9 protein-coding genes, 1 tRNA gene and 1 pseudogene are annotated in these 12,202 nt (G+C 67.1%); 1 reads left to right on the forward strand and 10 read right to left on the reverse strand.

Features of this window, described 5'->3' with window-relative positions; all coding sequences use genetic code 11:
- Positions 1 to 173 precede the first annotated feature (173 nt).
- The 5 genes from pth to M2428_RS12030 form a co-directional block, all read right to left on the reverse strand.
- Positions 174 to 761 carry an aminoacyl-tRNA hydrolase gene (pth, locus tag M2428_RS12010; protein WP_277526183.1) on the reverse strand — a complete coding sequence of 196 codons (588 nt, stop codon included), beginning with the start codon at positions 759 to 761 and terminating at the stop codon, positions 174 to 176.
- A 160-nt stretch (positions 762 to 921) separates the two neighbouring features.
- On the reverse strand, positions 922 to 1,518 hold the full coding sequence (locus M2428_RS12015; protein WP_277526184.1) for a 50S ribosomal protein L25/general stress protein Ctc: 597 nt from the start codon (positions 1,516 to 1,518) through the stop codon (positions 922 to 924).
- A gap of 267 nt (positions 1,519 to 1,785) precedes the next feature.
- Complete coding sequence (locus tag M2428_RS12020) at positions 1,786 to 2,766, reverse strand: ribose-phosphate diphosphokinase (protein ID WP_026537748.1); 981 nt, start codon at positions 2,764 to 2,766, stop codon at positions 1,786 to 1,788.
- Positions 2,767 to 2,771: 5 nt separating this feature from the next.
- Positions 2,772 to 4,316, reverse strand: coding sequence for a bifunctional UDP-N-acetylglucosamine diphosphorylase/glucosamine-1-phosphate N-acetyltransferase GlmU (gene glmU / locus M2428_RS12025; protein ID WP_277526185.1), 1,545 nt, complete (start codon positions 4,314 to 4,316; stop codon positions 2,772 to 2,774).
- Between the two features lie 42 nt (positions 4,317 to 4,358).
- Positions 4,359 to 4,430, reverse strand: a tRNA-Gln gene (locus tag M2428_RS12030).
- A 210-nt stretch (positions 4,431 to 4,640) separates the two neighbouring features.
- On the opposite strand from M2428_RS12030, the pseudogene M2428_RS12035 reads away from it, so the two are divergent.
- Positions 4,641 to 5,239, forward strand: a pseudogene (locus M2428_RS12035) (TetR/AcrR family transcriptional regulator).
- A gap of 520 nt (positions 5,240 to 5,759) precedes the next feature.
- Here M2428_RS12035 and M2428_RS12040 read toward each other — a convergent pair.
- From M2428_RS12040 to M2428_RS12060, 5 genes are all read right to left on the reverse strand, one after another.
- Positions 5,760 to 7,589 carry an ABC-F family ATP-binding cassette domain-containing protein gene (locus M2428_RS12040; RefSeq protein ID WP_277526186.1) on the reverse strand — a complete coding sequence of 610 codons (1,830 nt, stop codon included), beginning with the start codon at positions 7,587 to 7,589 and terminating at the stop codon, positions 5,760 to 5,762.
- An 85-nt stretch (positions 7,590 to 7,674) separates the two neighbouring features.
- Positions 7,675 to 8,631 (reverse strand): 4-(cytidine 5'-diphospho)-2-C-methyl-D-erythritol kinase, encoded by a 957-nt coding sequence (locus tag M2428_RS12045; RefSeq protein WP_277526187.1) that lies wholly within the window; start codon positions 8,629 to 8,631, stop codon positions 7,675 to 7,677.
- An 81-nt stretch (positions 8,632 to 8,712) separates the two neighbouring features.
- Positions 8,713 to 9,612 (reverse strand): 16S rRNA (adenine(1518)-N(6)/adenine(1519)-N(6))-dimethyltransferase RsmA, encoded by a 900-nt coding sequence (gene rsmA / locus M2428_RS12050; RefSeq protein WP_277526188.1) that lies wholly within the window; start codon positions 9,610 to 9,612, stop codon positions 8,713 to 8,715.
- Between the two features lie 170 nt (positions 9,613 to 9,782).
- Positions 9,783 to 10,928: a resuscitation-promoting factor gene (locus tag M2428_RS12055; RefSeq protein ID WP_277526190.1), complete on the reverse strand. Its 1,146-nt coding sequence runs from the start codon at positions 10,926 to 10,928 to the stop codon at positions 9,783 to 9,785.
- A gap of 304 nt (positions 10,929 to 11,232) precedes the next feature.
- Positions 11,233 to 12,120, reverse strand: coding sequence for a TatD family hydrolase (locus tag M2428_RS12060; protein WP_277526191.1), 888 nt, complete (start codon positions 12,118 to 12,120; stop codon positions 11,233 to 11,235).
- Between the last annotated feature and the right edge of the window lie 82 nt (positions 12,121 to 12,202).

The following is a 12,202-nucleotide window of genomic DNA, read 5'->3' on the forward strand; positions in this document are numbered from 1 at the left end:
AGAAGTAGAGTATCCCTATCCCCCGACATGAGAGTAGACAGATCATAGCTGGAATGCCGAAAGCTTGGAAAGGAAACACGCAATGCGCATGCAACTAAACTGCGCGGCGCCTGCCGCGGAGCCGGGACGGCTGCGCTGGAGGGCGATCGGCCACGTTTAGGTTCGGGCCGTATTTACGTGGCCTTGGCCGGGTGGAACTTTTGTTGGGCGGCCAGCAGACCGTCCCTGACCAGGACTTCGACGGCGTCGGCCGCTGAATCGATGAGGAAGGGCAGTTCCTTCTTCTCCGGGGCGGAAAAATCGTGCAGGACGTAGTCCGCAGTCTCCATCCGGCCGGGCGGACGCCCCACGCCCACCCGCACACGCAGGTAATCCTTGGTGGCCAGGGCCTTGGAGATGTCCCTGAGACCGTTGTGGCCGCCTTCGCCGCCGCCGATCTTGAGCCGCACGGTGTCGAAGGGGATGTCGATCTCGTCATGGACGGCAATCACATGGGCGGGATCGATCCCGTAGAACTGGGCCAGGGCCGAGACGGGGCCACCGGAGACGTTCATGTAGGACAGCGGCTTGGCCAGCACGATCCGGGGCCCGCCGATGCCCAGTCGCCCCTCCAGGACCTGGGCGCGCGACTTGTGCGACTTGAAGCCGCCGCCGACGCGCGAGGCGAGTTCGTCCAGCACCATCTGGCCGACGTTGTGCCGGTTGTGTCTGTACTCGGATCCGGGGTTGCCAAGGCCTACGATCAGCCAGGTGTCGGTCATGGATCAGTCCTTCGGTGGGACGCGGCAGGGTGGGACGGTCAGGCGGGACGTGTCAGGCAGGGAAGCAGGCTCCCGGAGTGGGCGGCGCGGCAGCCGACGACATCAGAGACGACGGCGGCCGGGCCCCTGAGGGACCCGGCCGCCGCTAAATTCGCCGGAATTACTCGGCTGCGGCCGAGGAACCTTCGGTGGTGTCGGCCGAAGCCTCTTCCTCGGAGACCTCGGTGGCCTCGGAGATGTGAACAACGAGAGCCTCGGCGTCGGCCAGCAGGACGGAGCCCTTCGGCAGGACGAGGTCGGAAGCGTGGATGTGCTCGCCGGCCGTGCGGCCCTCAATGCTGACCTCGATGGCGGTCGGCAGGTGGGTTGCCTCGGCCTCAAGGGAGACGGTGGTCATTTCCTGGTTGTACACGTTGCCCGGAGCCAGTTCGCCGTTCAGGTGCACGGGGACGTCAACGGTGACCTTCTCGCCGGTGCGGACGGTCAGCAGGTCGAGGTGCTCGATGATCTGCTTGATCGGGTTGCGCTGGATGTCCTTGACGAGGGCCAGGTGCTGCTCGCCGTTGATGTCCAGGGTCAGCAGGGCGTTGGCGGTGCGGACAGCCAAGGTGGTGGCCTTCGCCGGCAGGGTGATGTGGATCGGCTCGGCGCCGTGGCCGTAGATGACGGCCGGGATCAGGTTGGCCATGCGGGCGCGGCGGGCGAAGCCCTTGCCGAATTCGGTGCGGACTTCTGCTGCGAGCTTCTGCTCAGACATGGATATCTCCTCGTGGAATTTCAAGCTGCGGGACTAAACGGTGTTCAGCAAGGGCGGAGGTCTGTTCACGACCTTCAACGCCGGGCTGCCGTGCAGCTGCCCTTCAGAAGGAGATTCAGACCCAGTCGATAACGGAGACCAGCAGTCCGGTTGACCGTGCATACAACTGGTGCAAGCGGCCTACCGGCGCTCTCCCTCGCCAAGGTTTCGGTACAAGGCTACCAGCGGAGGGCCCGGTTTCTAAAACCGGGCCCTCCGCCGGCCGGCTCAGGCCTGGCCGTCGAACAGGCTGGTGACGGAGCCGTCGTCGAACACTTCACGGATGGCGCGGGCGATCAGCGGCGCGATGGACAGCACGGTCAACTGCGGAAAGCGCTTGTCCGGGGTGATCGGCAGGGTGTTGGTGACCACAACCTCGCGGGCGCCGGACTCGGACAGCCGGCGGGCTGCCGGATCGGAGAACACGGCGTGGGTCGCGGCGATGATGACATCCTTGGCGCCAGCGTTCTTGAGCACCTGGACGGCGCCGGAGATGGTTCCGCCGGTATCGATCATGTCGTCGATCAGGACACAGGTGCGGCCTTCGATCTGGCCGACGACCGTCTTGGAGACGGCCTGGTTGGGCACGGTGAGGTCCCGGCTCTTGTGCACGAAGGCCAGCGGCGCGCCGCCGAGGCGCTCGGCCCACTGCTCCGCGACGCGGACGCGGCCGGTGTCCGGCGAGACGACCGTGACCTTGTCCGAGCCGACCCGGGTGCGGATGTAGTCGGCCAGGAGCGGGATGGCCATGAGGTGGTCCACGGGGCCGTCGAAGAAGCCCTGGATCTGGGAAGTGTGCAGGTCGACGCTCATGATGCGGTCGGCGCCGGCGGTCTTGTACAGATCGGCGACGAGGCGTGCCGAGATCGGCTCGCGGCCGCGGCCCTTCTTGTCCTGGCGGGCGTACGGGTAGAACGGGGACACGACCGTGATGCGCTTGGCGGAGGCCCGTTTGAGCGAATCGATCATGATCAGCTGTTCCATGAGCCAGTTGTTCAACGGGGCCGGGTGGGCCTGGATCACGAACGCGTCGGTGCCTCGGACGCTCTCGCCGGCCCGCACGTAGATCTCGCCGTTGGCGAAGTCGTAGGCGTCCAGGGGCAGCAGTTCGGTGCCCAGCTCCTTCGCGATCTCCTTGGCCAGCTCAGGGTGCGCGCGCCCTGCGGCCAGCACCAGCTTCTTCTCGCCGTGTGCCGTAATTTCGCTCATTATTGCTAGCCCTCTTCTGTCGGTGCCGGAGTAGTGGAGGATGTTGGGGCGACGCCGACGGCGCTGTCGGACTCGGCGCTGTCGGACTCGGCGCCGTCGGACTCGGCGAGGGCGGACTCGGCCAGGGCGGCGGAGACGGAACCGGGGCGGTTGGCCGCAACCCAGCCGTCGGAGTTCCGCTGCGTGGCCAGGGTGACGGCGAGGGCGCCCGCCGGGACGTCCTGGCGGATGATCGCGCCGGCACCGCTGTAAGCGCCGTCGCCCACGCGGACGGGAGCGACGAATACGGTGTTGGAACCTGTGCGCACACCCGAGCCGATCACCGTGCGGTGCTTCTTTTCGCCGTCGTAGTTGGCGGTGATGTTGCCGCAGCCGATGTTGGTGTCCTCGCCGATTTCCGCGTCTCCGGCGTAGCCGAGGTGGGACAGCTTGGAGCCGCGGCCGATCGTGACGTTCTTGGTTTCGTAGAACGCCCCGATCTTGCCGGTCTCGCCCAGGACGGTGCCGGGGCGCAGGTAGGTGAAGGGGCCCACGCTGGCGCGGGGGCCGATCGTGGAGCCGGAGCCGTGGGTGCGGATCACCTTCGCGCCCGCCCCCACTGTGACGTCGGTCAGTGTGGTGTCCGGACCGACGACGGCGTCGCGCGCCACTGTGGTGGCACCGTGCAGCTGCGTGTTGGGCAGGAGGCGGACGTCCTCGTCGAGGCTCACGGTGGCGTCGATCCACGTCGTGGCGGGATCCACGACGGTCACGCCGGCGCGCATCCAAGCTTCGACGGTGCGGCGGTTGTGTTCGGCTCCGAGCGCCGAGAGCTGGACGCGGTCGTTGGCGCCCTCCACCTGCCAGCGGTCTTCGGTGACGACGGCTGCGACGCGCCCGCCGGCGTCGCGGGCCAGGGCCAGGACATCGGTGAGGTACTTTTCGCCCTGGACGTTGTCCGTGGTGACGTGGACCAGCGCGTCGCGCAGCACGGCGGCGTCGAAGGCGTAGATGCCGGAGTTGACCTCACGGATTTCGCGTTCGGTGCTGGTGGCGTCCTTGTGCTCGCGGATTCCCGTGACGGTCCCGTCCTCTGCGCGGAGGATGCGGCCGTACCCTGTGGCGTCGTCGAGCACGGCGGTGAGGACAGTGACGGCGTTGCCCTCGGCCTCGTGAGTGGCGACGAGCTCGGCGAGGAGTCCGCCGGTGAGCAGGGGGACGTCGCCATAGGTGACAACGACTGTTCCGCTCAGCGGGCCTCCGGCGCCGGGCGCATCGAGGGCTTCGAGTGCGGCCTCGACCGCCCGGCCGGTGCCGGGCACATCGTCCTGGTCAACGATCAGGGCTTGCGGATCGAGGGCGGTGACATGGGCGGCGACGAGGTCGCGTTCATGCCGGACCACGAGGGCCAGTTCGCGGGGGTGGATACTGCGGGCCGCCTGGAGCGCGTGGCCGACCAAGGAGCGGCCGCCGATCTCATGGAGAATCTTTGGGGTGCGGGATTTCATCCGGGTACCGGCCCCTGCAGCTAGGACAATCACGGCGGCTGGGCCAGTGTTCTCGGGGCTCACGTATTGGCTCTCCTTGCTTGGTTGCGCAGTGTGTCTCGCCAGTTCCGCCCATAGGACTCGAACCTATACTCCACGGCTCCAAAGGCCGGGGTGCTGCCATTACACCAGAGCGGATCGTGCCGGGCATGACCTGTGGCACGAGAACCAATTCTGCCACGAAGGTTCATGCTCGTGCGACTCAGCGCCGCCGGAAGGGCGACGGACCGGTGCGGCCGGACGGTAGGGCAGGATGGTGCCGTGAGCAAGACTGCAGGCGCATCCGGCGGGGCGGACGGCGGCAACCGCAGGCCCGCGCGTGCCCCTGGCCACGTTGTCCGGCCCCGCATGACAGGCCTGCAGCGCCGCACGCAGTTGATCGGTATCGGCCGGGGGCTTTTCGCTCTCCGCGGCCTGGACGGCTCCACCATCGAGGAAATCACCGCCTCCGCGGGCGTCTCCAAACCGGTGATCTACGGGCACTTCGGCTCCAAAGAACGCCTGTATGCGCAGGTGGTGGAATGTGAGTTCCACATCCTGCTGGCCTCCATCAACGAAGCCCTGGCCGAGGACGCCAAGCCACGCGTCCTGGTAGAACGGGCCGCCGTGGCGCTGCTGACCTACATCGAGGACCGGACCGACGGCTTCCGTGCCTCATGCGCGACGCGCCGACGTCCCATCCGGAAGGGGCCTTCTCCACCCTGCTCTCGCAGGTGGCGGCGCGGGTGGAGCACATCCTCGAGGACGAGCTCGCCCGCCGCGGCTTCAGCCCCGCCGCCGGCGCCATGTATGCCCAGATGCTCGTGGGAATGGTTGCGACCACCGGCCAGTGGTGGCAGGACAGCCGCACGCCGGACAAGCGCGAAGTCGCCGGGCACCTCGTGAATCTGGCCTGGAACGGCCTGACGGGGCTGCAGAAGGATCCCGGGCTCCGCAGCCAGGACTGAGCCCCGGGGTGGTGGGGGCGCGCTTGCTTGCTGCCGCTGGACATGCCCAGTGCTGGGCCCGAAGAATGGACTTATCACCAACATGCCCATCCCTGGGCCGCGCCGAGGGACATGTCCTGCGCGTTTTCAGCCCTGCAAGGGACATGCCAGTGTTGGCCTGCACAGTGGGACATGTCCTGCGCCCAATCCAGCCCTCCGAGGGACATCCGGAGCGGCGCGCGGAGCCCTTGAACTCCCTGCAAGGGACATGCCCAGTACTGCTTCCGAGGAATGGACATAAGGCCAATATGCCCATCCCCGGGCCGCGCCGAGGGACATGTCCTGTGGGTTTTCAGCCCTGCAAGGGGCATGTCCAGCGTTGGTCTGCGCAGTGGGACATGTCCTGCGGGTATTCAGCCCTGCAAGGGACATGCCCCGTGTTGGCCTGCGCGGTGGGGCATGTCCTGCGGGAGTCACACGCTCAGAGGGACATGCCAGCCTTGCCCAAAACCACTGGGCATGTCCCGTGGCCGCCCGGAAGCTACTCCCCCAGCACTTCCAGGGCCTCGAGCCATTCGAGTTCGAGGGCCTCGCGTTCGCCGGCGAGCTCCCGGAGTTTCGCGTTGAGCTCGGCGAGCTGGTCGAACTTGCTGGCGTCCCCGGCCCCGGCCGTCATCTGGGCGTGGATCTTGTCTTCCTGCTGCTTGAGCTTGCCCAGCTGGCGGTCGATCCGGTTCTTGGCCTTGCGGGCGTCGCGCTTTTCGGCCTCGGACGGGCCTGCTGCGGCGGGGGCCGCACCCCCGCCGGAGGAAGTGACGGGGTTCCCGCCGCCGGTGATCGTGGAGCCCGCGAGGGCGCCTTCCCGCAGTTCGAGGTACTGGTCGACGCCGCGCGGCAGGGCGCGGATCTTCCCGTCGCCCAGGAGCGCCATCTGGTGGTCCGTGACGCGCTCCAGCAGGTACCGGTCGTGGCTGACCACAACGAGGGTGCCGGGCCAGCCGTCGAGCACGTCCTCGACGGCGGCGAGCGTATCGGTGTCGAGGTCGTTGGTGGGCTCGTCAAGCATCAGCACGTTCGGCTCCCCCACGAGCAGGCGCAGGAGCTGCAGCCGCCGGCGTTCGCCACCGGAGAGGTCCCTGACCGGCGTCCACTGCTTCTCGTTGGTGAAGCCAAGCTGCTCCACGAGCTGGCCGGCGGTGAATTCCTTGCCGCCGACGTTGAAGGAGCGCTTCTCACGCTCGATCACTTCGATCACGCGCAGGTCCGAGACGTCATCGAGTTCCTTGACCTCCTGGGTGAGGACCGCCGTGACCACCGTCTTGCCGCGCTTGACCTTCCCGGAGCTGGGCTGGATCTCGCCGTTGAGGAGCTTCAGCAGGGTGGTTTTGCCGGCGCCGTTGACGCCCACGAGGCCCAGCCGTTCACCCGGCGCAAGCCGCAGCGTGATGTTGTCGAAGAGCTTCTGCCCGGCGTCGCCGCCGAGGAAGTCCAGCGAGACGTTCTCGAGGTCCAGGACGTCCTTGCCGAGCCGGGCTGTGGCCATCTTACTCAGCGCCGTCGAGTCGCGCGGCTCGGGGACGTCCGCGATCAGGGCGTTGGCTGCCTCGATCCGGAACTTGGGCTTGGCGGTACGGGCCGGGGCACCGCGCCGGAGCCAGGCGAGCTCCTTCTTCACGAGCTGCTGGCGTTTGCTTTCCACCACGGAAGCGGAGCGGTCACGTTCGGCGCGGGCCAGCACATAGGCGGCGTAACCGCCGTCGAACGGGTCCATGATGCCGTCGTGGATTTCCCACGTCTTGGTGCAGACTTCGTCGAGGAACCAGCGGTCGTGGGTGACCACGAGGAAGGCGCCCTGGTTGGCACGCCAGCGGGTCTTCAGATGCCGGGACAGCCACGCGACGCCTTCGACGTCGAGGTGGTTGGTGGGCTCGTCGAGCATAATGACGTCGTGGTCCTCGATCAGCAACTTGGCCAGTGCCACACGGCGCTTCTGCCCGCCGGAGAGCGCGTGGACGTTGGCGTGCCAGTCGACGTCGGACACGAGTCCGCCCATGACTTCGCGGATCTGGGGATTGCGGGCCCATTCATAGTCAGCCTGGTCCCCCACGATCGCAGCACCGACGGTGAGGTCGCCGTCGAGTACGTCGCTCTGGTCCAGGTATCCGATGTTTACCTCGCTGCGCTTGGTCACCCGGCCGGAGTCCGGGGTGGAGCGCATGGCCAGCAGCCGCATGAGGGTCGACTTGCCGTCGCCGTTGCGGCCCACCATCCCGATCCGGTCGCCCTCTTCAAGGCCGAGGGTAATGCCATCGAGGACGGTACGGGTTGCATACGAGACCGTGAGGTTCTCGCCGCCGAGCAGGTGTGCCACTGGGAACTGCTTTCTTAGGTGTATCGATTAGGTGTATCGCTGAAGTGAAGCTGTTACGTCATGAGATGCGGTGCGCCAAAAGCTCCTAAAGGAGCGTATCGGAGATGATGCGGGCCCCGTGCACCGGGCCGTGCACCGCCATGGCGTCGAAACTGTGGTGCCGAAGGTCTTTGGCCAGCCCCTCAGCCGCCGCCGGGTTGTGGGCAAGGAACGCAACCGTAGGCCCGGACCCGGAGACGATTCCAGCGATCGCTCCCAGGGATTCACCGAGTCCGAGGGTGTCCCGGAGGCCCGGAGCGAGTTCGATCGAGGCGCGTTGCAGGTCGTTGATCAGGACACGGCTCAAGGCGTCGGCGTCGCCGCCGCGCAGGGCCTGGAGGATCATCGGGTCCACGGCGATGGGTTCCTCGATCACCGCTCCTTCGGCCACGCGCAGCCTGTCCAGGGCCCGGTAGACCTCCGGGGTGGGCAGGCCGAAGTCCGCCGTCACGAGTACCCAGTCGGTCTGGGCCTTGACGAGGGCGGGCGAGAGATCGTCGCCCAAACCGAGCCCCACGGCCGTGCCGCCGAGCAGCGCGAAAGGGACGTCGGCTCCGAGTTCTGCGGCCAGGTGGGCCAGCTCGTCGCGGGACAGGCCGCTGTTCCACAATGCGTCGCAGGCCAGCAAGGTGGCGGCGGCGTCGGCGGACCCGCCACCCATGCCGCCGGCCACAGGCACCCGTTTCGTGATCTCCAGGTGGACACCGGTGGAGTGTTCGGAGACGTCTGCCATGATGGCCGCCGCCTTGTAGGCCAGATTGCGGTAATCGAGCGGAATGTCCAGGCCGTCAAAGGTGCTCGCGTTGCTGATGCTGACGGTGATCTCGCCAGTATCGGTGCTGGTGGCGGCAACTTCTTCGTAGAGTGAGACCGCCAGGTAGACGCTGGCAACCGAGTGGTAGCCGTCCGGCCGCAACGGTCCGACGTCCAGTGAGACGTTGACCTTGCCTGGAGCCTTGACTCGAACAGTCCTCGCGGCAAAGCGCTCTCTCACTGCGTTCATGGCTCCACGCTATGGCATTGCGGCCCGGGCTCCAAGCACGGAACCGCGCCCAGGGGAACCCATAAGGAGCTCAGGACGACCTTAGGCGACCGGCTGCTCGTGCGCTTCGGCGATTCTGGCGAACGCCGCAATGTCGATCACTTCACCGCGGGCGGTGGGGTCGATGCCGGCGGCCCGCAGGCAGCGTTCGGCCTCGGCGGCGCTGCCGGCCCAGCCGGCCAACGCGGCCCGGAGCGTCTTGCGGCGCTGCGCGAAGGCTGCGTCAATCACGGCGAAGACCTGCTCCCTGGTGGCAGTCGTGACGGGGGGTTCCCGGCGTGTGAACGCGACGAGTCCGGAATGGATTTTGGGTGCGGGCCAGAAGACGTTCATGCCGATCACGCCGGCCTTGCGCATGCTGCTGTACCAGGCGGCCTTGACCGAAGGCACGCCGTAGGTCTTGGAGCCGGGCCCTGCCGCGAGGCGGTCGGCGACTTCGTCCTGGACCATGACCAGGCCGTGCTGCAGGCTCGGGAAGTGCTGCAGGAGGTGGAGCACCACGGGGACGGCGACGTTGTAGGGAAGATTCGCCACGAGCGCTGTCGGCTCGACGGGCAGCTCGGTGACCCGCATGGCGTCGGCCAGGACGAGGTGGAAATTCCCGACGGCGTGCGGCCGCCACTGGCCCACCGTGGCCGGCAGGCGCCCGGCGAGGACCGGATCGATTTCGACGGCGACCACGCTCCGGGCGGCGTCCAGCAGGCCAAGGGTCAGCGACCCGAGCCCGGGACCGACTTCAAGGACTGTCTCATCGGCCCGGATGTCAGCGGTGTTCACGATCCGCCGGATGGTGTTGCCGTCGATGACGAAGTTCTGGCCGAGGGTCTTCGTGGGCCGCACGCCGATTTCCTCTGCCAGCCGGCGGATATCGGAGGCACCCATGAGCGGTGCGGGCGCCGCTCCGGGGAGGCTTTCGGGGGCGGAGGGGCTCGGTTCAGTCACCTAGGTATCCTATCCCGGCGCGGGTACGCCGCAGGCCGGGTCCGGAGGGAATCCGGACCCGGCCTGTGCGGTCCCCTGGCTGTGGTCAGTAGCCGCGGAGTCGGGCGGTCAGTGGCCGGCTGCCAGCCGCCGGGCTGGCGTACTGTTCTGGCCCACTGGACTTGCGCGTGCTAGCTGGAGGCGGCCCAGCCGCAGCCCCAGGGCTGCAGGCCGCGCTGGGCGTAGACGCGGTTGGCGACGGCGATCTGCTGGGCCTTGCTGGCCGCAGCGGCGTTCGGGGCGTAGGCGCCGCCGCCGGAGCTGAGCCAGGTCCCGACGTCGAACTGCAGGCCACCGTAGTAGCCGTTGCCGGAGTTAATGGACCAGTTGCCGCCGGATTCGCACTGGGCGATCTTGTCCCACATGCCCTGGTTCATCATCGCGGGGGCGTCTGCACCGGTGTTGGCGGCAGGCTTGGGCTTTTCCTTGGTGCCGACGGTCACCTTTTCGGTGACGGGCTGGGTGCTGACGGTCTCGGACACCAGGGTCCGGGAGGCTTCGCGGCCGTCCACGAGGACCAGCTTGAAGCTCTTGCTGGTGGTGCCGGCAACGCCGGCCTGGGTGACCTTCTTCTCACCCTTGAACATGTCCGCGCTCTCGGTGGTGAGTGTTTCGAAGGCGACGGGCTCGGTGGTCTTGGCCGTCTTGCTGACGTCGACGCGGGAGACCTTGATCACCATGTCATTGACCACGGGAGCGTTCCCGGGCTGGGAGACGCGGTCGGTGGCCCCGAGCGAGAGCCCGGCGTCCTCCAGGACCTTGGCCACGGTGGCCGCGGTGGTGGTGGTCTTGGCTGCCTTGCCGTCCGCGACGACGCTCACGGTCTTCGGCGTCGAGATGGAAACGAAGGAGCCGCTGACGGCGAGCTGGGCATCCTTGGGCACGGAGAGCTGCGAGGCGCTGGCCACACCGAGTTCGGTCACGAGCCCTTCAACGTTGGGCGAGGTAGTGGAGATGGTCCGTTCGGCGCCGTCCAGGCTGACCTTGACGGCCTTTGCGAGGTTGACGTTGATGACCGCCCCGTCCTGCACATGGGCGTCCAGCGAGGGCGACACCCTGTCGGATGGCTGCAGTTCAACCTTGGCACCCTTGACGACTTCCCCGACGGTTCCGCCGAAGGACTGGACGGAGCTGACTTTGCCATCCACGTTGAGTGTGATCGTCTTGTTGTTGCCGACAAAGGCCACGAGGCCCAGCACCAGTGCCACCAGCACTACGAGCTGCGTGCCAACTTTGACGAAGCTGAACTTTCCGTCCGATGTGAAGAACTTGACCACAATTGCCCGAATCTCTTGGACCTTCCGGGCACGGGGATAAGTACACGTGACCACCCTTCGTGAGCGCGCCAACGGCGGCTCCGGACAGCGTCCGGAGCGTCACGGAACATGCGTGCACTGCCTCACCCAAAACGAGAGCGCGCATGTGGTTCGTTTGCCACAATGCACGCCCTGCTTGAGTGAAATTGACCGTAGGCCTTCCCCGACCCCGGCTAATAGTTGACCACTGTAATCGAAGCGTTATAAAGGCGCCAAGAATTTGTGCATACCCGGTATCTATGCCGGACGGCTGCAGAGGGTCGGTTCAGTCCCAGGATCCGTACGCCCGCACGGTATTTGCGGCGATCTGGGCGCACAGCTCGGAAAGCTCCGAACCAGTCACATCGGCCATGGCCCGGACCGTATACGGAACCATGTAGCTCGCGTTCGGGCGGCCGCGATGCGGGTGCGGGGTGAGGAAGGGCGCGTCGGTCTCGACCAGGATCCGGTCCGGCTCCGCGATGGCAAGCGCTGAGCGCAGGTCCGCCGCGTTCTTGAACGTCACGGTTCCAGCAAAGGACATGTACCAGCCCTCCGCGTTGCAGGTCCGGGCGAGGGCCTCGTCGCCGGAGAAGCAGTGGAAGACCACCCGCTCCGGGGCCCCCTCTTCGCGCAACACCTGGACGACGTCGTCATGGGCGTCGCGGTCGTGGATTTGCAGCGTCAGCCCGAGCCGTTTGGCGATGTCGATATGGCGGCGGAACGAATAGCGCTGGTGGGCCAGGCCCTCCCCCTCGGTCCGGAAGAAGTCGAGGCCGGTCTCACCGATCGCCCGGACCCTCGGATGGGCGGCCAGGGCCTCGATCTCGGCCAGGGCTTCCTCCAGTCCGCCGCGCCGGGCGTAGCCGGGCGCATCGTTGGGGTGCAGGGCAACTGCGCCAAGGAGCCGCGAATCAAGCTCAACCGCCTTGACCGTAAACCGGGACGATTCGAGGTCGCAGCCCACTTGCACCGCACCCTGGACACCCACCGCTGCGGCGGCGTCGAGGGCGTCCTTGACGCCAACCAAGAGCTCCGCGTCGGGAAAGTCCAGATGCGTGTGGTTGTCCATGACCGGCACGGGAAGTGGCTCCGGTGCCGGCGGATATCCGCTGCGTCCGGTACCGTCATCTCCGGGCGGCCGGAACGGGACGGGTGTGAGGGGATTGAGCATTCATCCACCCTAACCGGCGCCGAGATTTCCCCGGAATTCTCTGTCAGGCCCGGCAGTTGTGTTAGTAGTCTGTAAGTACTCT

The sequence above is a fragment of the Arthrobacter sp. ES3-54 genome (genome assembly GCF_029504395.1).
Taxonomy (GTDB): Bacteria; Actinomycetota; Actinomycetes; order Actinomycetales; family Micrococcaceae; genus Arthrobacter.

Excerpts from the sequence above, each read along its gene's own strand:
- pth (WP_277526183.1), bottom strand. The coding sequence starts at position 761 with ATGACCGACACCTGGCTGATCGTAGGCCTTGGCAACCCCGGATCCGAG.
- M2428_RS12020 (WP_026537748.1), bottom strand. The coding sequence starts at position 2,766 with ATGAGCGAAATTACGGCACACGGCGAGAAGAAGCTGGTGCTGGCCGCA.
- M2428_RS12015 (WP_277526184.1), bottom strand. The coding sequence starts at position 1,518 with ATGTCTGAGCAGAAGCTCGCAGCAGAAGTCCGCACCGAATTCGGCAAG.
- M2428_RS12060 (WP_277526191.1), bottom strand. The coding sequence starts at position 12,120 with ATGCTCAATCCCCTCACACCCGTCCCGTTCCGGCCGCCCGGAGATGAC.
- M2428_RS12045 (WP_277526187.1), bottom strand. The coding sequence starts at position 8,631 with ATGAACGCAGTGAGAGAGCGCTTTGCCGCGAGGACTGTTCGAGTCAAG.